We start from the raw sequence: 21344 nt of genomic DNA on the forward strand, positions 1-21344 counted from the left end.
GCCCCCCCTGGCCCCCGGCCCGGGGGGGGGGCGCGGGGGGCGGGACCCCGCCCCGGTCTGACTCCGCTACGCGGCGGTCCAGCGGATCGGCAGCCGCTTGACCCCGCGCTGGAAGTTCGAGCGCAGCAGCGCCGGCGCGCCGTCGAGCTCCAGGGTGCCGGTGCGGCGCAGCAGCTCGCCGAACAGCGCCCGCATCTGCACCCGGGCCAGCTGGGCGCCCAGGCAGAAGTGCGGTCCGTGCCCGAACGACAGCTGCGGGTTGGGGGAGCGGCGGACGTCGAAGGCGTCGGGGTCGGCGAAGACGGCGTCGTCCCGGTTGGCCGAGGTGAACGAGACGACAACCTTGTCACCGGCCCGGATGCGCGCGCCGGCGAGCTCCGCGTCCCGGGTGGCGGTCCGCCGGAACACCATCACCGGCGTCCACCAGCGCAGCATCTCCTCGACCGCGCCGGGCAGCAGCGCGGGGTCGGCGCGGAGGGCCGCCAGCTGGTCGGGGTGCTGCAGGAGCGCCACCAGGCCGCCGGGCAGCCCGTTGCGCAGCGTCTCGTTCCCCGCGACCGCGAACAGCCAGAACGTGTTCTCGAACTCGGCGTCGGTGACCGAGCCGTCGGCCTCGTCGACCTGCGCGAGGAGGATCGACATGACGTCGCTGCCCGGCGCGCGGCGCTTCTCCTCGGCCAGCAGGCGGGCGTAGGCGTAGAGGTCGGGCATGCCGGCCCGGGTGCGCGGATCGGGCATCCGGCCGTCGGCGTCCGGCGCGGGGCGCAGCGCGACGGCCGCGCGGGCCATCGCCGTCCCGCCCGAGACGTCGAAGGCGGCCGAGGTGGCGTAGTCGGGGTCCTGCCAGCCGATCACCCGGTTCGACCAGTCGAACATCAGCCAGCGGTCCTCGGCCGGCACCCCGAGCACGTCGGCGAGGGTCAGCAGCGGCAGGTCCGCGGCGACGTCCTTGGCGAAGTCGCAGCGGCCCTCGGCCGCGCCGTCCAGCATGCGGTCGACCAGCCGGGCGGCGGTGGCCTCGATCGAGGCGGTCAGCGCGGCGACGGCGCGCGGGGTGAACGACCGGGAGAGCAGCCGCCGGAGCCGTGAGTGGTCCGGCGGGTCCATGTTCAGCATCATGCGGCGGACCCAGGGCAGGTCGGCGGCGTCGCGCACCTGGGTGGCGCCCAGCCACGAGGAGTACGTGGCGGTGTCCTTGAGCACCCGCTCGACGTCGGCGTGCCGCAGCACCAGCCAGAACCCCGGGCCGGCCGGCTGGCCGTGCAGCGCGGGCTCCTCGACCCAGGTCACCGGCGTCTCGGCGCGCAGCCGGCGCAGCACGTCGAACGGCGGCCCGTCCTCGTAGGTCGACGGGTCGACGAGGACGGCGTGGTCCAGCGCCGCTGAGGCGATGTCGGCTCCTGAGGCCATGTCGGCTCCTGGGGGTCAGGGGTAGGTGTGGAAGCCCTTGCCGGTCGTGCGGCCGAGCTCGCCGGCGGCCACCTTGTCGCGCAGCAGCTGCGGTGGGGCGAACCGCTCGCCGAGGGTGCGGTGCAGGTACTCGGCGATCGCCAGCCGGACGTCGAGGCCGACCAGGTCGGTGGAGCGCAGCGGCCCCATCGGGTGGCGGTAGCCCAGCTCCATCGCGGTGTCGATCGCCTCGGCGTCGGCCACGCCCTCCTCGAGCATCCGGATGGCCTCCAGGCCGAGCAGCACGCCGAGGCGCGAGGAGGCGAAACCGGGGGAGTCCCGCACCACGACGTCGGTCTTGCCCAGCGCCCGCACCCAGCCGCGGGCGGCCTCGACCACCACCGGGTCGGTCTCGGGGGCGACGACGACCTCCACCAGCTTCGAGGCCGGCACCGGGTTGAAGAAGTGCAGGCCCAGGAAGCGGGCGGGGCGCTCCAGGGTCGCGGCGAGCTCGGTCACCGACAGGGAGCTGGTGTTGGTGGCCAGCACGGCGGCGGGGCCGGCGGCGGCCGCCGCCGCGCCCAGCACCTCGGCCTTCAGGTCGGCCCGCTCGGGAACGGCCTCGATCACCAGGTCGGTGTCCCGGCCGAGGCCGGCGGGGGTCTCCAGCAGGGTCAGCCGGCCGAGCACGCCGTCGACGTCGCCGTCCAGCTTGCCGCGGCGGGCGGCCTCCGCCAGCCCGTCGGCCACCCGCCCGCGGGCGGCCTCCGCGGCCGCGCCGCCGGCCTCCACCACGCTCACCTGCGCGCCGGCGGCGAGGAAGACCTGCGCGATGCCGGCGCCCATGCGGCCACCGCCGATGACGCCCACCCGGGCCGGGACGATCGCCATGCGTCCTCCTCGCGGTGCCGTCGGGGACCGAGTTCCCGACCAACCGTTCAGTAATTGGCTCCGGAAGTCTCGCGCACCGCCGCGTCCCCGGGCAACCCCCGGCGCCCGGGCGCCTCTGGGCTCAGGCCGCCCGGAGGCGGGCCAGGTGGTCGTCGAGCATCCGGAGCTGGGTGTCGGCGGCGGTGGGCGCCGTCGGCAGCAGCGCGAGGACCTGCAGCCCCATCGCCATCGCGAGCAGGTGCTCGGCCAGGACGTCGTCCGGCGTGGCCACGGTGACGTCGCCGTCCTCGCGCCCCTGGGCGAGCAGCCGGCACAGGTCGCGTCGCCAGGTCTGCATGGCCTCGTCGCTGATGCGGGCCAGCCGCCCGTCGGTGACCGTGCGGCTCCAGAAGGGCAGCACGATCCGGGCCTCGAGCAGCGTCAGCTCCGTCGTCGGCAGGACCTCGACGAGGAACGCGCGCAGCGCCGCCAGGCCGCGCCGGCCCTCGACGGCGGCCCGGATGCGCTCGTTCGTCCGGTCGAAGACGTAGGTGAAGGCCGCCTCGATCAGCGCGTCCTTGTTGGCGAAGTAGTGGGCGAGCGCGCCGTTGGCGTACCCGGCGGCCCGCGCGATCTCCCGCATGGTGGCGGCGTCGGCCCCCCGCGTGGCCATCAGCCGCCAGGTGACCTCCAGGATCTCCCGCCGCCTCGCGTCGCGGTCCACAAGCTTCGGCACCGGTTCCCCGCCCCCTCGTCGTCCCGGAGCCAGTCTGACCGAGGAGGGGGCGGGGAGCCGGTGGCAGGGGACGCCTCAGGAGTCCGCGTGCTCGACTGCCCGGCGCTGGGTGGCCGCCGCGACCCCCACGCCGGCCACGAAGGCCAGCGCGATCACCACGAGCAGCACGGTCGCCAGGGTGGCGTCGCCGCCGATGAGCGTCGTGAAGTTGCTCAGCACCAGCGCGGTGACGCCGACCAGCCCCAGCGCGCCCAGCGCGGGGGCCACCCGGGTGTGCCAGATCCGCCGGTCCACCCGCGTGCGGGCGAAGAAGGCGATGATGGCCACGCTGGTCAGCACCATCACGACCAGGATGCTCACCGTCGCCAGGCCCGACATCCAGGTGAACAGCTGCAGCACCGGGTCCGATCCGGCCACCACGAACACCGCCACGAGGACCGCCGCCGACGCCGTCTGCGTCAGCGAGCCGATGTGCGGCGAGCCGTGCCGGGCGTGCGACCGCCCCAGCACCGCCGGTGCCCGGCGCTCCCGCCCGAGGGCGAACAGGTAGCGCGCGACCGCGTTGTGGAACGCCAGCAGCGCGGCGAAGATGCTGGTCAGCAGCAGCACGGCCATGATGTCGGCGACCGCCGGGGACACGTACTGCGCCGCGGCGGAGAAGACCAGCCCGGCGGTGTCGGCCTGGGCCGCGGCCACGACGTCGTCGGAGCCGAAGGCCAGCACGATCGCCCAGCTGGACAGCGCGTAGAAGACGCCGATGGACACCACCGCGACGTAGGTCGCGAGCGGCACCGTCCGGCGCGGGTTGCGCGCCTCCTCGCCGTAGATGGCCGTGGCCTCGAAGCCGATGAACGAGGCGATGGCGAACATGATGCTGATCCCGGGGGCGCCGGAGAAGAACGCCGACGGGGTGAACGACTGTGCGTCGATGCCGTTCGCGCCGCCCTGCACGAGGATGGCGACCGCGACGACGGCGATGACCGCGACCTCCAGGGTCAGCAGGACCCCGAGGACCTTGGTGCCGACGTCGATGTTGCGGTAGCCCAGCAGCCCGACGATGGCCATGAGCACGAAGGCCCAGACCCACCAGGGCAGGTCCGGCCCGCCGTACTGCACGACCAGGCCCTGGGCCGTGGCCCCGGCCAGGCCGTACAGGCCGGCCTGGATGGCGGTGTAGGTCAGCAGGGCCAGCCCGGCGGCGCCGACGCCGACGCGGGAGCCCAGGCCCTTGCTGACGTAGGCGTAGAAGGCGCCGGCGTCGACGACGTGCCGGCTCATCGCCGCGTAGCCGACGCTGAACAGCAGCAGGACGACGGCGGCCACGACGTAGGCCATCGGGTTCCCCGGGCCGTTGCCGATGGCGAGCATCACCGGCAGCGCCCCGCCGATCGCGGTGAGCGGTGCGGCGGCCGCGACGACCAGGAACACGATGCCGACGACGCCGATGGACCCGCGCAGCCCCCGGTGCCCGGTGCCGTCCGGCGACGGGGGTGCCGCGGCGGGCGCCGGCTGGGTGGGGGAGAGCTCACTCATGGCAGGGGCCGTCCTCGGTCGAGCCGCCGGCGGACCGGCTGCGGCAGTGGGCACTGGCGGGGGGCGGGACGTCGAGGGTGGGGTTGCGGTCGAAGAAGCCGACCGGCTTGAGCTGGAAGCCGGTGCGGTCCACCGGCATGACCGGCCAGTCCTCGGGCCGGGGGACGTGCGTGAGCCCGAAGGTGTGCCACACGACGATGTCGGTGCCCTCGAGGTCCCGGTCGGCGGCGGCGTACTGCGGCAGGCCGGCGCCGCCCTCGTGCTGGTTGACGAAGTCGCCGGCGGAGTAGCGCTCCGCCGGGTCGTAGGCGGTCACCCACAGGTGCTTGGTGGCGAAGGTGGCCCGCCGGTGGATGGAGCTGCCGGGGTCGGCCAGCAGGGCCGGCTGGCCCTCGGGGTACAGCGCGTAGGCGACCGGCTCGCCCAGCCGGTTGCGGCTGTGCGGGTTGCTGACGTGCCAGATCCGGCCGGTGCCCGCGTCGGCCATCCGCTGGGCCTCGGACTCCCGGCGCAGCGTCGTCCGCCGCTGGGTGAACGCGTTGCCGCGCGGGTTGTCCGGGCCCAGCGGGACGCGGACGAAGTCCAGCTCCTCGACGGTGTTGGTCGGGCCGTCCAGCAGCACGTCCAGCCGCGCGCTGAACAGGTGCTGGTGGTAGGGCGCCCCGAGGCCGGGCGCGACCTGCGACGCGTAGGGATAGCCGGCACCCGGGTAGGCGGAGGTGAAGACGACGCCGGTGGCCTTGACCTCGAACCCGATGGTGCCGTCGAGGTAGAGGTACCAGTAGAAGCCGTAGTCGTAGTTGCCGATGGTGGTGAAGAAGCTGATCACCATGCGCCGCTGGCGGCGGGTCTCGGCGGACCCGGCCCACAGGTCGGTGTGCTTCCAGAGGATGCCGAAGTCCTCCTCGTGCAGGCAGATCGCGTTGCGCAGCACCTGCGGGTTGCCCCGCTCGTCGGCGATGACGGCGTCCAGGTAGGTGATGTCGCCGAGGCAGTCGCAGCCGAGCTCGAGGGCGTTGGCGAAGCGGCCGACCAGGTACTCGCCGGTGTCGAAGTAGTTCTGCCAGGACCGGACGGGGGAGGGGTCGGCGTAGGGGACGACCATCTCGGCGATCGAGGCGCGGTGCAGGACCGGGCGCAGCCGGTCGCCGTCGAGGACGCCGACCTGGTGCAGCGTCAGCCCCTCGCGGGCGTCGAACCCGATCCGCAGCTGCCACTTCTCCCAGGCGAGCAGGTTGCCCTCGAGGGTGAAGCTGGGGCCCTCGGGCTGGGTGATCTCGATCGGCCGCTGCGTGGTGCGCAGGGGCCCGGTGAGCGAGGGGTCGGTGAAGTTGCCGTGCTCCTCGGGGATCGGCACCGGGCCCATGTCGATGACCTGGTCGACCGACCGGGCCATGACGTCGACGTAGGCGACCAGCCCGTCGATCGGATGGGCCCAGGGGTGGTCCTCGGGGGAGTCCTGGCGGAACGCGAGCCCGCGCAGGATCCGCCGGCCCTCCTCCTCCGGGTACTCGAACACCCCGGCCGACAGCGGGGCCACCCGCACGTCGGCCACGTCCAGCCCGCGGGCCGCCAGCGCGGCCAGCCACCGCTCGTCGGTCGCCAGCACCTCCTCGACGAGGGCGAACTCCTCGTCGAGGACCGGCAGCTGACCGTCGGTGGCGGCGTCCAGGGCGCGGTCGGAGACGATCGCCCGGTCGGTCACCGAGACGACGACGTCGTGGGCGTCGGGCCGGGTGACGTCGTGCAGGAGCACCCGCACCCGGCGGTCCGGGACCGGTCCGTCGCCGTACAGCTGCGACTTCGGCGGCTCCTCCAGCCCGACGTAGACGAACCGGGTCGAGTCCCTGATCAGGCCGGCGTCGTCCAGGACCGCCCGCGCCGCGGTGACGTCGGCGGAACCGAGCTGCTCGAGAGGGTGGGTCACGGAGGGGGCGGTGGTGGTGTCCGCAGCCATGAGGGCTCCCTGTCTTGGTTCTACGGGTGTAGAAAGACTGTGTGACCCAAGTTACAGCCGGGGTCCCGGCGTGTGAAGTGCGTGTATCGCGTGCCCACGCGCAGCGGGGCCTCGCGCCGGTGCGCTGGTGCGCGGCGCTCGTGGCGGCCGCCTCGGCGGGGGTCCACGTGCTGGCCCTGGCCACCGGGGCGGTCCCCTCGTCGGTGCGGGTGGTCGTGCTGCTGGCGATGGCGGCGGCCTGCCTGCCCTGCGCGGTGCACCTGGTGCTGCTGCCGCGCCGCCGGGCGTGGCTGCGGACCGCCGTCGTGTCCGCCGCCATGCTCGGCGCCCACCCGCTGCTGCCGGCCGGTACCGGGCACCACGGGACCGCCCAGGCCGGACCTGGCGCCGTGGCGGTCGCGATGGTCGCCCTCCCCGTGGCGGGGCTGGTCCTGGCGCTCACCGGCCTCGCCCTCGGGGCGCCGCGGCGGACCGGTCCGGTACCGCCCGCCTGAGCCGGTCCGGCCGGAGGCAGGCCGCCCCGCCGTCGGGGAGCCGGTCAGCGGAGGGCGGCGCCGACCTCGGCCGCGGCCGCGGCGACGGCCCGGCCGATCCGCGCGACGTCGATCGAGCCGTCGACGTAGACGACGGCCAGGGCGGCGCGCGCCCGGCCGTCGGGCCCGAGCACCGGCGCGGCCACCGAGTGCATGCCGGGGATGACCTCGCCCCGGGACGTCGCCCAGCCGGTCCGGCGGGCCGCCACCAGCTCGGGCCGGTCCTCCGGGGACGGCGCCTCGGGGACCAGCAGCGCCAGGCCGGGCGCGCCGCGCCCGACGGGGTGCCGGGTGCCCGGCCGGTAGGTGACGTGCGCGGGGGAGTCGTGCGGCTCCACGCTGGTCACGGTCACCGCCTCGTCCCCGGCGCGCACCACGAGGAACGCGGTCATGCTCAGCTCCGCCACGAGCTGGTCGAGGCGCGGGCGCGCGGCGGCCTGCAGGCCGGTGCGCACGCCCCGGGCGAGGGCGGCGATCCCGAGCCCCAGCGCGACGTGCCCGGCGGCGTCGCGCTCGACGAGCTGGTGGTCCTCCAGCGTGCGCAGCAGCCGGTAGGTGATCGAGCGGTGCAGCCCGAGGGCGTGCCCGATCTCCCCGATCGGCTGCGGCGTCCCCACGGCGGCCAGGTGCTCCAGGATCCGGATGCCGCGGTCCAGCGTCTGCGACTGGGGCGTGCCCGCGCCGTCGTCCGCCACCGTCGACCTCCCTCCCCGGACCCCGCCGTCCGGCCTCCCGGTCGCCGGCCGCCGCGGCCCCTCCGCGGCCGGCGCGGGGCTGTTCACGGTGCGCGGGCCGCCTCGACCCGGCCGGTGACCTCGCCCAGGGAGATGCGGCCGCCCCCCGTCCCGGGCGCGGTGGCGGAGATGGTGACCTCGTCGCCGTCCTCGAGGAACGTGCGGGTGCTGCCGTCGGCGAGGGTCAGCGGCTCCGTGCCGCCCCACGACAGCTCGATGAACGACCCGCGCTGGTCCTTCCCCGGGCCGCTGACCGTGCCCGACGCGTAGAGGTCGCCGGTGCGCAGCGAGGCGCCGTTGACGGTCAGGTGCGCGAGCTGCTGGGCGGCGGTCCAGTACAGGCCGCCGAAGGGCGGGCAGCTGACCAGCTCGCCGTTGAGCCGGACCTCGAGGGTGAGGTCCAGGCCCCAGGACCCGGCGCCGGCGTCGTCGAGGTAGGGCAGCACCGGCACGTCGCGGACCGGCGGGGCGACCCGGGCGGCCTCCAGCGCGGCCAGCGGCACCACCCACGGCGAGACGGAGGTGAGGAAGGACTTGCCGAGGAACGGGCCCAGCGGCACGTACTCCCAGGCCTGGATGTCACGGGCCGACCAGTCGTTGACCAGGCAGACGCCGAACACGTGGTCGGGGAAGGCGCGCACCGGCACCGGGCGGCCCAGGCCGGACGGCGCGCCGACGACGAAGCCCACCTCGGCCTCGATGTCGAGACGCCGCGACGGCCCGAAGGTGGGCAGCTCCTCGGTGGGCGCCTTGCGCTGGCCGCGGGGGCGGACCACGGGCGTCCCCGAGACCTGCACCGTGCCGGAGCGGCCGTGGTAGCCGATCGGCAGGTGCTTCCAGTTGGGCGTCAGCGCCGCGGAGTCCGGGCGGAACATCCGCCCCAGGTTCTCCGCGTGGTGCTGCGAGCTGTAGAAGTCGACGTAGTCGGCCACCTCGACCGGCAGGTGCAGGGTCACCTCCGAGCGCGGCACCAGGTGGGGCTCGACGGCGCCGCGGTGCGCCTCGTCGGTGAACCACGCGGTCAGCCGGGCCCGCAGCTCCGACCACGCCCGCGGCCCGCGGGCCAGGAAGGCGTTGAGCGAGCCGGTGGCGTGCGCGTCGTCCCCGGTGGCCGCGGCCAGGTCGAGGACGGCGTCGCCGATCGCGACCCCGGTGCGCGGCGCGGTGCCGGGGGTGGAGAAGACGCCGTAGGGGAGGTTGTCCGGCCCGAAGCCGGTGTCGGGCGGGAGGTCCGGCCAGGTGGTCATGCCGAGGGACCCCGGCCCGACCAGGACCAGGCGTACTTCCCGTCGTCCACGGCGCGGCCGGCCTCGCCGAGGTCCAGCGGCCGGAAGGTGTCGACCATGACGGCGGTCTCGTCGAAGAACTCCACGCCGAGGGAGCGCTCCACCGCGCCGGGCTGCGGGCCGTGCGAGTGCCCGCCGGGGTGCACGGAGATGGAGCCCTTGCCGATGCCCGAGCCCTTGCGCGCCTCGTAGTCGCCGTCGACGTAGAACATGATCTCGTCGCTGTCGACGTTGGAGTGGTAGTAGGGCACCGGCACCGCGAGCGGGTGGTAGTCGACCTTGCGCGGCACGAAGTTGCAGATGACGAAGTTGGCGCCCTCGAAGACCTGGTGCACCGGCGGCGGCTGGTGCACCCGGCCGGTGATCGGCTCGTAGTCGGCGATGTTGAACGCGTAGGGGTAGAGGTGCCCGTCCCAGCCGACGACGTCGAACGGGTGCTCGGGGGTCACGTGGACGGTGCCGGCCAGCCCGCCGGGCCCGGTGCCGCGGTGCTTGACGTAGACCTCGACGTCGGTGCCCTCGGCCAGCAGCGGCTCGGCCGGGCCGCGCAGGTCGCGCTCGCAGTAGGGGGCGTGCTCCAGGAACTGCCCGTACCGGCTCAGGTAGCGCTTGGGCGGGGCGATGTGGGAGTTGGCCTCGATGGCGTAGGTGCGCAGCGGCTCGGTCCCGGTGGGGATCCACCGGTGGGTGGTCGTCCGCGGGATGACCACGTAGTCGCCCTGGGCCACCTCCAGCGCGCCGAACACGGTCTCCACGGTGGCCGACCCGCGCTCGACGTAGACGCACTCGTCGCCGGTGGCGTTGCGGTAGTAGGGGCTGGGCAGGCTGGAGACGGCGTAGGAGAGGCGCACGTCGGCGTTGCCCAGCACCAGCCGGCGGCCGGTGACCGGGTCGACGGCCTTGTGCTCCTCACCGGGGAACAGGTCGTGCAGCTTCAGGTGCCGGGGCACCAGCGGGCTGTTGGGGGTCAGCGTCTGGTCGGGCAGCTCCCAGGGGCGCGCGTCCACGATCGCCGAGGGAACGCCGCGGTGGTACAGCAGCGCGGAGTCGCTGGAGAAGCCCTCCTCACCGACCAGCTCCTCGTAGTACAGGCCGCCGTCGGGGCGGCGGTGCTGGGTGTGCCGCTTGGGTGGGACGCTGCCCACCTGCCGGTAGAACGCCATGGGGATGCCTCCTGTCAGTGGACGGTCTCGAGGCTCCCGCCGCGAGCCTGCGAGTGGTGGGGGGCACGAGGGTCCTGCTCAGGTCGGGCCAGCAGCCGGGCCACCGCCGGGGCCACGTCGGCGGGGGAGGTCAGGACGGCGGCGACGTGCGCGTCGGGCCGCAGCACCCAGATCTCGTCGGGCCGGGCGCCGAGCGCCTCGCGCAGCACCGGCGACGCGTCCAGGTCGCGGATGCGGTGCACGGACACGGGGAGGTCGCCGGCGGGCGGGGCGGGCAGCGCGGCGTCGTCCCCGGCCAGCAGGGTGATCCCCTCGCGGGCGAGCTGGCGCAGCCGGACGACGTCGGGCCGGCCGGGCACGGTGACCGGGCAGTCCGGGACGAGGACGCCCGGCGCGGGGACCGGGACGTCGCCGCGGGCCGGCCGGCCGGGGAAGGGGCGGCGCTCGTCGGGCGTGGTGAGCGGGGAGTCGACGTACCAGAACGGCTCGGCCAGCCGGCCGGAGTCGACCTGTGCCCGGGCGGCCGGATCGGTCGCGGCCCGCTCCAGGACGTCGAGCCGGTGCCGGGCCTCGGCCTCGCTGCCGGGCACCAGGAACCGCATGGTCGCGCCGGTCACCTCGAGGTTCTCCAGGGCCGCGGCGTGCCGCTCGGCGGAGTAGCTGTCCAGCAGCGACTCCGGCGCCCAGCCGCGGACGACGAAGGCGACCTTCCACGCGGCGTTCTCGGCGTCGAGCACCCCGGAGTTGAGCCCGCGGGCGCCGAACGGGGAGACCAGGTGCGCGGCGTCGCCGGCGACCAGCACCCGGCCGACCCGCATCCGGTCGACCACCCGGGAGTGGAAGCGGTAGACCGACTTCCAGACGATCTCGTAGTCGCGGTCCCCGATGACCTGGCGGATCCGCCGGTCCAGGGCGCCCGAGGCCTCCTCGGCGGCCAGGTCGAACTCCGGCGGCACCTGCCAGTCGATGCGGAACGTCGAGCCGGGGCAGGGGTGGATGAGCACCTGGCGCCCGGGGTTCCACTCCGGGTCGAAGTAGAACCGCCGCTCGGTCTCCCAGCCGGGCAGGTCGGTGCGGATGTCGCAGATGAGGAACTGGTCGCCGAAGGTCTGCCCGTCGAAGGTCAGGCCCAGCGCCGACCGGACGGCGTCCCCGCGGGCTCCCGGGCAGGCGATGAGGTACGAGCCGTGGACGGTCTGCCCGCCCTCGCAGTCGACGCGCACGCCGGCGTCGTCCTGGGCGATGCCGGCCACCCGGTGCGCCCAGCGCACCTCGACCAGCGGCTCGGCGGCGATCCGCTCGTCCAGGAGCTCCTCGGTCTCGCACTGGGAGATGTTGACGAACGGCGGGAACGGGGACCGGCCGCGGTCGGCGAACCGGAAGCTGAACAGCTCGCGGTCGCGGTGGAAGGTGCGCGCGGTGGTCCAGGTGACGCCGCGGCGGGCCACCTCGGCCCCCACCCCGACGGCGTCCCAGACGTCGAGGACGTCGCGCTGCTGGCAGATGGCCTTGCTCCCGACCGGGTCGCGGTGCGGCCGGCCGTCGAGCACGACCACCCGCAGCCCCCAGCGGGCCAGCAGCAGCGCGGCCGTCTGGCCGACCGGGCCGGCGCCGAGCACGAGGACGGGCAGGTCGCTCACCGATCAGCCCTGCAGCTCGTCCCAGACCTGGCGGTCGCGCTCGGCGGTCCAGATGACCGGGCGCTCGATGCCGTCGAGCTCGTCCCACAGCCGCTGGACGTCGAAGGGCAGGCAGTGCTCGAAGATCGGCCACCGGCCGTACTTCGGGGCCAGCGCCTCGTGGGTGGCGGCGAAGGCGTCCTTCAGGGTGCCGCCGGAGCGGTGCGCTTCGCCGACGGTGCGCTGCATGGTCAGCAGGAAGTCGCGGGTCTGCTCGATCGCGGCGTCCACCTGGTCCCGGCCGCGGGCGATGGCGCCGCGGCCGCCGACCAACTGCGTCGCCCCGAGGGCCTGGATGCGGTCGAGGGTGCCCGCGGCCCAGTCGAAGTGGAACGCGTCGCCGGTGTAGAGCGCCGCCTGGGACTCGACCAGGTCGCCGGCGAAGACGACCCCCTGCTTCGGCAGCCAGGCGACGATGTCGCCCTCGGTGTGCCCACGGCCGAGGAACTCCAGCACCAGCTCGCCGCGGTCGCCGCCGAGCTCGATGGTCAGCTTGTCGCGGAAGGTCATGGTCGGCCAGGTGAGGCCGGGGATGGACTCGGGCTCCTCGAACAGCCGGGGCATGCGGCCGTACTCGCTCTCCCAGTCCTGCTGGCCGCGCTCGGCGATGAGGGCCTTCGTCTGCTCGGAGCTGACGATCACCTCGGCGTCGAAGGCGCTGGCACCCAGCACGCGGACGGCGTGGTAGTGGCTGAGCACCAGGTACCGGACCGGCTTGTCGGTGTGCTCGCGCAGCTTGGCCAGCCAGCGGCGGGCGGCGACCGGGGTGGCCAGCGCCTCGAAGCAGACCAGGAAGTCCTCGCCCTCAATCGCGCCCAGGTTGGGGTCGCCCTCCGCGGTGAGCGCGTACACGCCGTCGGCGAGCACCTCGAGGGTCTGCTCCTTGACGCCCAGGTCGGCCGAGGAGGCAAAGGGCTTGGCCATGGACGGGTCTCCTCGCGCTGTTCGATAACCGGACGAGCGGTCCGCTCATCGAAGAGCGTAGGAGTCTGTGGCGCGGGACACAACCCCGGCGGCGGCCGGGGACGGGTCAGAGCCCGCACTCGTCGCGCAGGTACCGGTCGACGTTGTCGCTCGCCGTGGTGAGGTCGCCCTCGGCCCGGTCGAGCGCCTCCAGCGAGTTGACGTCGGAGATGTCGACCTCCGCGAAGGCGTCGGCCATCCGGTCCAGGCCGGCCGCCAGCGCGGTCCAGTCGGAGGCGATCGCGGCGGGCGCCTCGACGCCGCGCAGGTCGTCCGCGATCGCGCGGAACGCCTCGGCGACCGACGGGTCCCCCTCGGCGTCGGACAGGGCCGCGTCGACCCGCTGGTCGATCCCGCCGGCCGACGCGCAGAAGTCGGCCGTGCCGGCGGCCGCCGTCCCCGCGCTCTGCCCGGCCGGGGGCGTCGCCGCGGCGGTGTCGGTGCCCCCGCCCTCGCCGCCGCACGCGGCCAGCAGGACGACGGCGGCCGCGCCGCCGACTCCGACGCGGAACAGGTCCAGGCTGCGGCGCACGGTGGGGGACATGGGGGCCTCCGTCCAGGGAAGGGAACGCGCCCGAGGGTCCGCCGGACGGTCCCGCGCCGACCACCGGGCTGACCCTCGACCGCGCCTCAGGGCTGTCCCTGCACCGCACCGCCTCATCGCCGCGCCGCCGGCCGGCGCGGCGCGGGCAGCCGGCCGGGGCGGGCCGGCGGGTGCCGGGACAGGCGGCGCCCGACGTCGGGACGCGCCCCGGGCCCGCCCGGGGCGCTCGCGGTCGAGAGGCGCTCCGCATCCCCCACGCGCTCCGCCTGGTGGGTGGCGAGCTCCGCCTCGGCGGAGAGCCGGAGGAGCCCGCCGAGGGCGTACCGGTCGCCGGCGGCGGGCTGGACGAGGTTGAGGTCGGTGAGCTCGTCGAGCAGCTCCTCCGCCCGCCAGCGCGGCTCGCCGACCAGCGCGGCGGCGCGCTCGGCGGAGAAGGTCGGGCCCTCCACGAGCGCCAGGCGCCCGAACAGCTGCCGGGCCGCCGCCCCGAGCTGGTCGACCGACGACCCGATCGCGGCCCGCACCCGCAGGTCCCCGGCGGTCAGCGCGTCGAGCCGGTGCGCTCGCACCGCCAGGCGGGCCACCAGCCCGGCCGCCGTCGACCCGGGCCGGCTGGCCACCCGGTTGCCCGCGACGCGCAGCGCGAGGGGCACGGAGTCGCACAGGCGCGCCAGCCGGGCCAGGTCTGCCGCCGCGGCCTGCCCGGGCGGGACGATCGCGGCCAGCAGCCGCTCCGCGTCGGCGGCCGGCAGCCGGTCCAGCGCCACGCGCTGCACCCCCTCGAGCCCGGCCAGGGACCGCCGGCTGGTGACCAGGACGACGCCCGGGCCGCCCGCCGGCCGCAGCGCGCGGACCTGCGACTCGGCCGCGGCGTCGTCCAGCACCAGCAGCACCGGCCGCTCCGCCAGCACCCGGCGGAGCCGGTCGCCGGCCCGGCCCGGGCCGCCGTCCCGCCCGGTCAGGGCGGGCAGCACCCGGGTGGCGACCGCGTCCGCCGACGGTGGGTGGCCGGTGGTGCCGCCCAGGTCGAGGAACAGCTGGTCGGGGAAGGCCGCCCGCAGGAGGGAGGCCGCCCGGACGGCCAGGGCGGTCTTGCCCTGGCCGGGTGGTCCGGTCACGACCACCGTGCTCCCGGGTGGCCCGCTCAGCGCGGCCGTGAGCCGCGCCAGCTCGCGTGCCCGGCCCGTGAAGTCGGGGAGGTCGGCCGGCAGGGGGAGCAGCGCCGGCGCCCGGGGGAGCCGGCGGCCGGCGCGGGCGGCGGCACCCAGCGCGGCGCGGTCGGCCGCGGACAGGCGCAGGGCCCGGGCGACCGCGAGGACGGTCTGGTGCTGCGGGCCCCGGGCCACTCCGCGTTCGATGTCGCTGAGCGCGCGGTCGCTCACCCCCGACAGCGCGGACAACCCCTCCAGGGTCAGGTCGTCGGCCAGCCGCAACCGCCGCAGCAGGGGACCGACCGGCTCGGGTCCCTCGGGCACCGGGCTCACGATCACACGCTCGCGGTGCGGCGCAGCCAGTCGTCGAACCGGGTGCCGCCGAGCAGGGCCCCGTCGTCGGGCACCAGCGTGCGCTGGCCCACCTCCGCGCCGAAGTACCGCGCGTGCGGATCGGCCACCACGGGGCGCCGGTCGCCGCGGGCGCGGAGGGACAGCTCGACGAACTCGTCGAACCGACGCCGGTCGGGGCCCGCCACCTCCACGACGGCCCGCGTCGGGGGGCCCACCGCGGTCCGCGCCACGGCCGCCGCCACGTCGTCGGCGGCGATCGGCTGCAGCAGGACCGGGGGGATCCGGACGGTCCCGTCCGCGGCGGCGCCGTCGGCGATCCGCGGGAGGAACTCGAAGAACTGCGTCACGTGCACGAGGGACCAGGGGATCGGCCCGGCCTCGACGAGCTCCTCCTGGGCGGCCTTGGCCCGGAAGTACCCGATCTCCGAGTCGCGGCGGGTGCCGACCACCGACAGGGCCACGTGGTGGCCGACCCCGGCGGTGGCCTCGGCGGCGAGCAGGTTCCGGGTCGACGTGGTGAAGAACGACAGTGCCGCGGCGTCGTCGAAGGACGGGGAGTTCGACAGGTCGACGACCACCGCGGCGCCTCCCAGCACGTCGTCGAGCCCCTCGCCGGTGACGGCGTCCACGCCCGACGCCGGGGAGGCGGCGACCGCGTCGTGCCCGTCGTCGGCCAGCCGGAGGACCACCTTGGAGCCGATCAGTCCCGTTCCGCCGATGACGACGATCTTCATGGTGGGCCTCCGGAGTGCCGTGGGTGCGGGGAACGGGGTCGACCCTCGTGCCCGCACCCCGCCGGGCGCGCCGGTCAGCGCCCCCGTGAGACCACGGGTGCGCTGCCCCGGGGGTCCCGGGGGCGGCCGGAGCGGACCGCCGGCCGGCCGCCCGGCACCGTGCTCGCCCGGGCGGTTCTGCGTGGCTTCTTCGTGGTGCGGCGGCGGGGCCGGGCCGACGCTGGGCGGACCGTTCCGACCCGCCCGATCCGAGGAGCACGGACACCATCATGGCCACCCAGAAGCCCACCGTCGTCCTCGTCCACGGCGCCTTCGCCGAGTCGGCGAGCTGGAACGGCGTGGTCGAGCGCCTGCACGCGCACGCGATCGACGTCGTCGCCGCCGCCAACCCGCTGCGCAGCGTCTCCGGGGACGGGGCGTACGTCCGCGACGTGCTCGCCGGCATCGACGGCCCCGTCGTCCTCGCCGGCCACTCCTACGGCGGGATGGTGGTCACCGAGGCCGCGTCCGGCGTCGACGCCGTCGTGGCCCTCGTCTACGTGGGTGCCTTCTGTCCCGACCGCGGGGAGTCGGCGCTGGACCTGTCCACCCGGTTCCCGGGCAGCACCCTCGCGGGGACCCTGGTGGGCCACCCTCTGACCACCGGCGACACCGACCTGAGCATCGCCCAGGACGCCTTCCCCGCCCAGTTCGCCGCGGACGTGCCCGCGGCGACGGCCGTCGTCATGGCCGCGACGCAGCGCCCGGTCACCGAGCGCGCCCTGAGCGAGGGCCTGCCCACCGCCGTCCCCGCCTGGCGCGAGCGGCCCTGCTGGTTCGTCTACGGCGACGCCGACCTGAACATCCCCGCGCAGCTCCAGCGGTTCATGGCCGAGCGGGCTAGCGCCCGCGGAGTCCGGGAGGTCCCCGGGGCGTCGCACGCGATCTCGGTCTCGCAGCCCGAGGAGGTGGCCGCCACCATCCTCGCGGCGCTGGAGGCGGTCGCGACGATCCCGGCGTGACCCCCGCGGGGCGGGCGGTGCCGACCCGCGCACCGCCCGCCGGGGGGCGGAGAGAGGCGGACCACGATGAGGCTCCGGGCCACCGAGCCGCCGGCCTCCCGCGGAGCGACGGCCGAGACCGGCCGCGTGGAGGCCTTCAGCGACGGCGTGCTCGCCATCGTCATCACGCTGCTGGTGCTCGAGCTGCACCCGCCCTCGGAACCCGGGGCGATGCTGACCGAGCTGGGCGAGCAGTGGCCCGGCTATCTGGCCTACCTCGCCTCGTTCGGGTACGTCGCGGTGATCTGGGTGAACCACCACGAGCTGTTCACCCGGATCGCGGCGGTGGACGTCGGCCTGCTCTGGCGCAACCTCGCGCTCCTGCTCACCACGTCCTTCCTGCCGTTCCCCACCGCGGTCCTCGGCACCGCGTTCCAGCACGGGACGCGCGCGGACCAGGCCGCCGCCCTGGTCCTCTACTGCGCGCTGGCCGCCGCCATGGCGATCAGCTGGCTGGCCCTCTTCCAGCACCTGTGCCACCGGCCCCGGCTGCTGCGCACCGGCACCCCGGCCGACTTCTTCGCCGCCGAACGCGGTCGCGCCCTCCTGGGGGTCGCCGCCTACGCCGTCGCCGCGGGCAGCGCCGCCTGGCAGCCGCTGCTCGGCCTCGGCATCGCCGCCGTCCTCCCGGTCTTCTACGCCCTGACCAGCCGGGGGTGGCACAGCCGGCGGGCGGCGACCGGAGCGGGCGCCGAGGCCCCCGCCGACCACTGACCCGCCGCCACCCACCCCGAGACGAGTCCTCCAGGAGGTCTCCGATGGACCTGAGCCGCGTGCTCATCACCCGCCAGCACGTCGTGGACCTGCTGCCGCTGATGCGGCTGCGCCCCGAGCAGGAGGCGCGGCTGCTCGCCCTGCACTACCCGGTCGACTTCCGGGTCGCCGCCGCGGCCTTCCTCTCCGTCGGCGTGGAACTGGAGACCCTCACCGACCGGATGGGTGGGAGCCCCTGACCGACGCGGTCGGGCAGCCTCGACGGGCTCCCGCGACGCGCCGATCGGCGGGCCGACCGGCAACATGATCACGGTGACCGAGCCGCTGACCGCACTGCTGCACGCCTCGCACCTGCTCTCGCCGGTCGACCTGGCCGCCGTCGCCGCCGTCCACGCCCGCGGGCTCGGGGTCAGGGAGACCGTGCTGTACCTGGCCGACTACGAGCAGCTCACCCTGCTGCCGCTGCCCGGGACCGGCGTGCCCGGGCGCCAGCAGCTGCCGATCGAGGGCACGCTGGCCGGCCGGGCCTTCCGCCGGGTCGAGGTGATCGCCGGCCCCGCCGACGGCGGCACCCGGCTGTGGATCCCGCTGCTGAACGGCGTGGAGCGGCTCGGCGTGGTGGAGATGACCCTGCCCGAGGCGCCCGGCCAGGAGCTCGTGGACCGCATCCGCGCCTACGTCACGCTGGTCGCCGAGCTGGTGGTGGTCAACGACGCCTACAGCGACGTGTTCTCCCGGCTGCGCCGGCGCAAGACGCTGAGCCTGGCCGCGGAGATGCAGTGGGAGCTGCTGCCCCCGCTGACGTTCGGCACCGAGCGGGTGGTCATCACCGGCGGGCTGGAACCGGCCTACGAGGTCGGCGGGGACTCCTTCGACTACGCGGTCAACGGCGACACCGTCGACCTGCTGGTCATCGACGCCGTCGGCCACGGGCTGCCGGCCGCGGTCCTGGCCAGCGTCGCGATCAGCGCCTACCGGCACGCCCGCCGCAGCATGCTCGACCTGCCCGACATCGCCGTGGCGATCGACGCGGCGCTGAAGAGCCAGATCGGGCACAGCCAGTTCGCCACCGCGGTGATCGCCCGCCTGGACCTGGGCACCGGGCGGCTGCGGTGGATCAACGCCGGGCACCCGGAGCCGCTCATCCTGCGCGGCCCGTCGGTGGTGGCCCCGCCGCGCTGCCCGCCGTCGCGGCCGCTCGGCCTGCAGGAGGGCAAGCCGGTCGTGTGCGACACCCGGCTGGAACCCGGTGACCGGCTGCTGCTCTACACCGACGGGATCACCGAGGCCCGCTCGCCGGCCGGGCAGTTCTTCGGGGAGGACCGGCTGGCCGACTGCATCAGCTCCGCGCTCGCCGCCGGGGACCCGGCGCCGGAGACGGTGCGGCGGCTGATGCACAGCGTGCTGGCCCACCAGGCCGACCAGCTCCAGGACGACGCCAGCATCGTGGTCCTGGAGTGGCTGACCGGAGAGGCCCAGGAGCTGACCGTCTGACGCCGCCGCCGGCTGGGGGGCTACCGGGCCAGCCGCAGCGCCGGCGCGGTGCGGTCGGGGCTCGTGCCGGCTGCCGACCCCCCGGGGAGGACGACGAGCGCCGGGCGCCGGCCGCCGCCCGCCGCGGCGTCGCCGAGCCGGACCCGCAGGGACTCGTTCGCGTAGCCGGCGGCCAGCCGGCGGCACTCGTCGTCCGCGGGCGGGGGCGCCGGGGGTGCGGCGGGGACCTGCGCCAGGTGGACGTAGCAGATGCGGTCCGCGGGGTCGTACGTCCTCATCTGGTCTCGCCTCCTCCCCGACCGGCCGGTGCGGGAGCCGCGGTCTGCGGCGGCGGCGCCGGCGGTGCGATCGGAACGGGTACAGCGTGGACCTCGGGTACGACAGGAACGCACACCCCGATGTGGGGGTCGGGAAGGGGCGGGGATGGCGGTCAGCGAGGACGACCTGCGGCGGCGGTGGGCGGCCGGGCGAGCCTGCCAGGGCCTGTGGAGCCTGCTGCCGGGGGTGGTGACCGGTGAGGTCCTGGCGCGCAGCGGGGCCGACTACGTCGTGCTCGACCTGCAGCACGGCGCCCTGGCCGAGGCGGAGCTGCCCGGCGTCACCGCGGCCATCACCGCCGCCGGCGCGGTACCGCTCGTCCGGACCCGCAGCCCCGCCTCCGCCGACGTCGGCCGCCCGCTCGACCTGGGCGCCCGCGGCGTCATCGTGCCCACCGTGCGCGACGCCGAGCACGCGCGGGAGGTCGTGGCCGCCACCCGGTACGCGCCGGCCGGGACCCGGTCGATCGGCCGCCTCTCCGGCGGCGCCGACCGGCCGCTGGTGCTCCCCATGGTGGAGACGGCGACCGCGCTCGACGACCTCGACGCCCTGCTCGCCGTGGACGGCCTGGACGGGGTCTACGTGGGGCCGGGGGACCTCGCCCTGGCCCTGGAGCTGACCGGCGAGGAGCACCGCGAGCAGCTGCGCGGCGTGCTGTCCTCGATCGTCGCCCGCGCCGTCGCGGCGGGCGTGGCCGTCGGCGTGCACGCCGCCAGCGGTGCGGAGGCCGCCGGGTACGCCGCCGAGGGCGCGACGATCAGCACCGTCGCGGTCGACGTTCCCGCGCTGGGGGAGGCGGTGGCGCAGCACCTGGCGGTCGCCCGCGGCCGCCCGGAGTGACCGGTGTCGCCCACCCGGCCGCTCCCGCGCGCCCACCCCGCCGGGATACTCGTGCTGCCGGGGTCCGCCGCTGGACCCGGCGTCGAGGGAGTGTGGACGTGCCGAGAGCCCTGCTGCTGGAGAACATCGACCCGGTGGCGGCCGACCTCCTCGGTGCGGCCGGCTACGAGGTCGAGTCGGTGCGCGGAGCGCTGGACGAGGCGGACCTGGTCGCCGCGCTGGACGGCGTCGACGTGCTCGGCATCCGGTCGAAGACCCTGGTGACCGCGGAGGTCCTGCGCCGTCGTCCCGGGCTGGCGGCGGTGGGCGCCTTCTGCATCGGCACCAACCAGATCGACCTCGCCGCGGCCGCCGCCGCCGGGGTCGCGGTGTTCAACGCGCCGTACTCCAACACCCGCAGCGTGGTCGAGCTGGCGATCGCCGAGATCATCAGCCTGGCCCGGCGGCTGATCGACCGGGACCGCGCCCTGCACGCCGGCAGCTGGGACAAGTCGGCGACGGGCAGCCACGAGATCCGCGGACGGACGCTGGGCATCGTCGGCTACGGCAACATCGGCAGCCAGCTCTCCGTGCTCGCCGAGGCGCTGGGCATGCGGGTGCTGTTCTACGACCTGGAGGACAAGCTCGCCCTCGGCAACGCCCAGCCCTGCGGCAGCCTCGAGGAGCTGCTCGAGCGCGCCGAGACCGTGACCCTGCACGTCGACGGGCGGGCCGGCAACGCGGGCATGTTCGGCGCCGAGCAGTTCGCCCGGATGCGCCGGCGCAGCCTGTTCCTCAACCTCTCCCGCGGCTTCGTCGTCGACCACGAGGCGCTGCGCGACCACATCCTCAGCGGGCACATCGCCGGAGCGGCCGTCGACGTCTTCCCCGACGAGCCCCGGGAGCAGGGCGACGCGTTCACCTCCGTGCTCCGCGGCCTGCCCAACGTCATCCTCACGCCGCACGTCGGCGGGTCGACCCAAGAGGCCCAGCACGACATCGGGCGGTTCGTGGCCGGCAAGCTCGTCGACTACACCGGGCTGGGGACGACGACGCTGAGCGTCAACCTGCCCACGGTGGCGCTCCACGGCTCCTCGGCCGCCCGCTTCGGGCTGCTGCACCGCAACGTCCCCGGCGTCCTCGCCCGCGTCGACGCGCTGGTCGGCGAGCACGGCATCAACGTGGACGGCCAGGTGCTCGCCACCCGCGGCGAGCTCGGGTACGCGGTCACCGACGTCAGCGCGCCGCTGCCCCCGGACCTGCTGACCGGGCTGGAGGCGCTCCCGGAGACCATCCGCCTGACCACCCTGGACGGCCGCACCGGCTGACCTCC

At 75.6% G+C, this 21344-nt stretch carries 21 protein-coding genes; 7 read left to right on the plus strand and 14 right to left on the minus strand.

Annotated features, from left to right (window positions below):
- Window positions 1–66: 66 nt before the first annotated feature.
- The 5 genes from PGN05_RS16535 to PGN05_RS16555 all read right to left on the minus strand — a co-directional run bounded on the left by PGN05_RS16535 (window position 67) and on the right by PGN05_RS16555 (window position 6485).
- The gene (locus PGN05_RS16535) at window positions 67–1410 is read right to left on the minus strand and encodes a cytochrome P450 (RefSeq protein ID WP_419753653.1); all 1344 of its coding nucleotides are present in this window, start codon (window positions 1408–1410) and stop codon (window positions 67–69) included.
- 15 nt (window positions 1411–1425) lie between these two features.
- A complete protein-coding gene (locus tag PGN05_RS16540) occupies window positions 1426–2280 on the minus strand; it encodes a 3-hydroxyacyl-CoA dehydrogenase family protein (RefSeq protein ID WP_419753654.1) in 855 nt (284 codons plus the stop codon).
- A gap of 121 nt (window positions 2281–2401) precedes the next feature.
- Complete coding sequence (locus tag PGN05_RS16545; RefSeq protein WP_419753655.1) at window positions 2402–2995, minus strand: TetR/AcrR family transcriptional regulator; 594 nt, start codon at window positions 2993–2995, stop codon at window positions 2402–2404.
- Window positions 2996–3070: 75 nt separating this feature from the next.
- Entirely contained in the window at window positions 3071–4528 is a 1458-nt protein-coding gene (locus tag PGN05_RS16550; protein ID WP_419753656.1) for an APC family permease, read from the minus strand.
- Window positions 4521–6485 carry a primary-amine oxidase gene (locus PGN05_RS16555; protein ID WP_419753657.1) on the minus strand — a complete coding sequence of 655 codons (1965 nt, stop codon included), beginning with the start codon at window positions 6483–6485 and terminating at the stop codon, window positions 4521–4523. Before PGN05_RS16555 ends, PGN05_RS16550 begins: the two co-directional genes overlap by 8 nt.
- 77 nt (window positions 6486–6562) lie before the next feature.
- Between PGN05_RS16555 and PGN05_RS16560 the strand changes: the two genes are divergently transcribed.
- On the plus strand, window positions 6563–6979 hold the full coding sequence (locus PGN05_RS16560; protein ID WP_419753658.1) for a hypothetical protein: 417 nt from the start codon (window positions 6563–6565) through the stop codon (window positions 6977–6979).
- 44 nt (window positions 6980–7023) lie between these two features.
- Here the strand turns inward: PGN05_RS16560 and PGN05_RS16565 are convergent, their stop codons facing one another.
- The 8 genes from PGN05_RS16565 to PGN05_RS16600 form a co-directional block, all read right to left on the minus strand.
- Window positions 7024–7713, minus strand: coding sequence for an IclR family transcriptional regulator (locus tag PGN05_RS16565; RefSeq protein WP_419753659.1), 690 nt, complete (start codon window positions 7711–7713; stop codon window positions 7024–7026).
- A gap of 83 nt (window positions 7714–7796) precedes the next feature.
- A complete protein-coding gene (gene fahA / locus PGN05_RS16570) occupies window positions 7797–8999 on the minus strand; it encodes a fumarylacetoacetase (protein WP_419753660.1) in 1203 nt (400 codons plus the stop codon).
- Entirely contained in the window at window positions 8996–10201 is a 1206-nt protein-coding gene (locus PGN05_RS16575) for a homogentisate 1,2-dioxygenase (RefSeq protein ID WP_419753661.1), read from the minus strand. Before PGN05_RS16575 ends, fahA begins: the two co-directional genes overlap by 4 nt.
- A 14-nt stretch (window positions 10202–10215) precedes the next feature.
- Window positions 10216–11841: an FAD-dependent monooxygenase gene (locus tag PGN05_RS16580; protein WP_419753662.1), complete on the minus strand. Its 1626-nt coding sequence runs from the start codon at window positions 11839–11841 to the stop codon at window positions 10216–10218.
- Window positions 11842–11844: 3 nt separating this feature from the next.
- Complete coding sequence (locus tag PGN05_RS16585) at window positions 11845–12804, minus strand: MBL fold metallo-hydrolase (RefSeq protein ID WP_419753663.1); 960 nt, start codon at window positions 12802–12804, stop codon at window positions 11845–11847.
- Between the two features lie 106 nt (window positions 12805–12910).
- Window positions 12911–13387 carry a hypothetical protein gene (locus PGN05_RS16590; RefSeq protein WP_419753664.1) on the minus strand — a complete coding sequence of 159 codons (477 nt, stop codon included), beginning with the start codon at window positions 13385–13387 and terminating at the stop codon, window positions 12911–12913.
- 113 nt (window positions 13388–13500) lie between these two features.
- Window positions 13501–14862: a helix-turn-helix domain-containing protein gene (locus PGN05_RS16595; RefSeq protein ID WP_419753665.1), complete on the minus strand. Its 1362-nt coding sequence runs from the start codon at window positions 14860–14862 to the stop codon at window positions 13501–13503.
- A gap of 11 nt (window positions 14863–14873) precedes the next feature.
- Window positions 14874–15626 (minus strand): SDR family oxidoreductase, encoded by a 753-nt coding sequence (locus PGN05_RS16600; RefSeq protein ID WP_419753666.1) that lies wholly within the window; start codon window positions 15624–15626, stop codon window positions 14874–14876.
- A gap of 269 nt (window positions 15627–15895) precedes the next feature.
- Here PGN05_RS16600 and PGN05_RS16605 point away from each other — a divergent pair, with 269 nt between their 5' ends.
- The 4 genes from PGN05_RS16605 (at window position 15896) to PGN05_RS16620 (ending at window position 18874) form a co-directional block, all read left to right on the plus strand.
- A complete protein-coding gene (locus PGN05_RS16605; protein WP_419753667.1) occupies window positions 15896–16627 on the plus strand; it encodes an alpha/beta fold hydrolase in 732 nt (243 codons plus the stop codon).
- 66 nt (window positions 16628–16693) lie between these two features.
- A complete protein-coding gene (locus tag PGN05_RS16610; RefSeq protein WP_419753668.1) occupies window positions 16694–17380 on the plus strand; it encodes a TMEM175 family protein in 687 nt (228 codons plus the stop codon).
- Between the two features lie 44 nt (window positions 17381–17424).
- Complete coding sequence (locus PGN05_RS16615; protein ID WP_419753669.1) at window positions 17425–17619, plus strand: hypothetical protein; 195 nt, start codon at window positions 17425–17427, stop codon at window positions 17617–17619.
- A 64-nt stretch (window positions 17620–17683) separates the two neighbouring features.
- Complete coding sequence (locus PGN05_RS16620) at window positions 17684–18874, plus strand: PP2C family protein-serine/threonine phosphatase (protein ID WP_419753670.1); 1191 nt, start codon at window positions 17684–17686, stop codon at window positions 18872–18874.
- Between the two features lie 20 nt (window positions 18875–18894).
- Here the strand turns inward: PGN05_RS16620 and PGN05_RS16625 are convergent, their stop codons facing one another.
- Complete coding sequence (locus tag PGN05_RS16625) at window positions 18895–19152, minus strand: hypothetical protein (RefSeq protein WP_419753671.1); 258 nt, start codon at window positions 19150–19152, stop codon at window positions 18895–18897.
- A 145-nt stretch (window positions 19153–19297) separates the two neighbouring features.
- Between PGN05_RS16625 and PGN05_RS16630 the strand changes: the two genes are divergently transcribed.
- Together PGN05_RS16630 and serA are read left to right on the plus strand one after the other, a co-directional pair.
- Entirely contained in the window at window positions 19298–20032 is a 735-nt protein-coding gene (locus PGN05_RS16630; protein ID WP_419753672.1) for an aldolase/citrate lyase family protein, read from the plus strand.
- Window positions 20033–20130: 98 nt separating this feature from the next.
- Window positions 20131–21339 carry a phosphoglycerate dehydrogenase gene (serA, locus tag PGN05_RS16635; RefSeq protein ID WP_419753673.1) on the plus strand — a complete coding sequence of 403 codons (1209 nt, stop codon included), beginning with the start codon at window positions 20131–20133 and terminating at the stop codon, window positions 21337–21339.
- The last annotated feature ends 5 nt before the right edge of the window (window positions 21340–21344 follow it).

The organism is Geodermatophilus sp. CPCC 206100, assembly GCF_048569675.1.
Classification (GTDB): Bacteria; Actinomycetota; Actinomycetes; order Mycobacteriales; family Geodermatophilaceae; genus Geodermatophilus.

Bases quoted from the DNA above. Each gene is read 5' to 3' on its own strand.
- PGN05_RS16600 (WP_419753666.1), bottom strand. From the start codon at position 15,626: ATGAAGATCGTCGTCATCGGCGGAACGGGACTGATCGGCTCCAAGGTG.
- PGN05_RS16590 (WP_419753664.1), bottom strand. From the start codon at position 13,387: ATGTCCCCCACCGTGCGCCGCAGCCTGGACCTGTTCCGCGTCGGAGTC.
- PGN05_RS16550 (WP_419753656.1), bottom strand. From the start codon at position 4,528: ATGAGTGAGCTCTCCCCCACCCAGCCGGCGCCCGCCGCGGCACCCCCG.
- PGN05_RS16540 (WP_419753654.1), bottom strand. From the start codon at position 2,280: ATGGCGATCGTCCCGGCCCGGGTGGGCGTCATCGGCGGTGGCCGCATG.
- PGN05_RS16615 (WP_419753669.1), top strand. From the start codon at position 17,425: ATGGACCTGAGCCGCGTGCTCATCACCCGCCAGCACGTCGTGGACCTG.
- PGN05_RS16555 (WP_419753657.1), bottom strand. From the start codon at position 6,485: ATGGCTGCGGACACCACCACCGCCCCCTCCGTGACCCACCCTCTCGAG.
- PGN05_RS16535 (WP_419753653.1), bottom strand. From the start codon at position 1,410: ATGGCCTCAGGAGCCGACATCGCCTCAGCGGCGCTGGACCACGCCGTC.
- PGN05_RS16610 (WP_419753668.1), top strand. From the start codon at position 16,694: ATGAGGCTCCGGGCCACCGAGCCGCCGGCCTCCCGCGGAGCGACGGCC.
- PGN05_RS16575 (WP_419753661.1), bottom strand. From the start codon at position 10,201: ATGGCGTTCTACCGGCAGGTGGGCAGCGTCCCACCCAAGCGGCACACC.
- PGN05_RS16620 (WP_419753670.1), top strand. From the start codon at position 17,684: ATGATCACGGTGACCGAGCCGCTGACCGCACTGCTGCACGCCTCGCAC.
- PGN05_RS16630 (WP_419753672.1), top strand. From the start codon at position 19,298: ATGGCGGTCAGCGAGGACGACCTGCGGCGGCGGTGGGCGGCCGGGCGA.
- PGN05_RS16605 (WP_419753667.1), top strand. From the start codon at position 15,896: ATGGCCACCCAGAAGCCCACCGTCGTCCTCGTCCACGGCGCCTTCGCC.
- PGN05_RS16585 (WP_419753663.1), bottom strand. From the start codon at position 12,804: ATGGCCAAGCCCTTTGCCTCCTCGGCCGACCTGGGCGTCAAGGAGCAG.
- PGN05_RS16625 (WP_419753671.1), bottom strand. From the start codon at position 19,152: ATGAGGACGTACGACCCCGCGGACCGCATCTGCTACGTCCACCTGGCG.
- fahA (WP_419753660.1), bottom strand. From the start codon at position 8,999: ATGACCACCTGGCCGGACCTCCCGCCCGACACCGGCTTCGGGCCGGAC.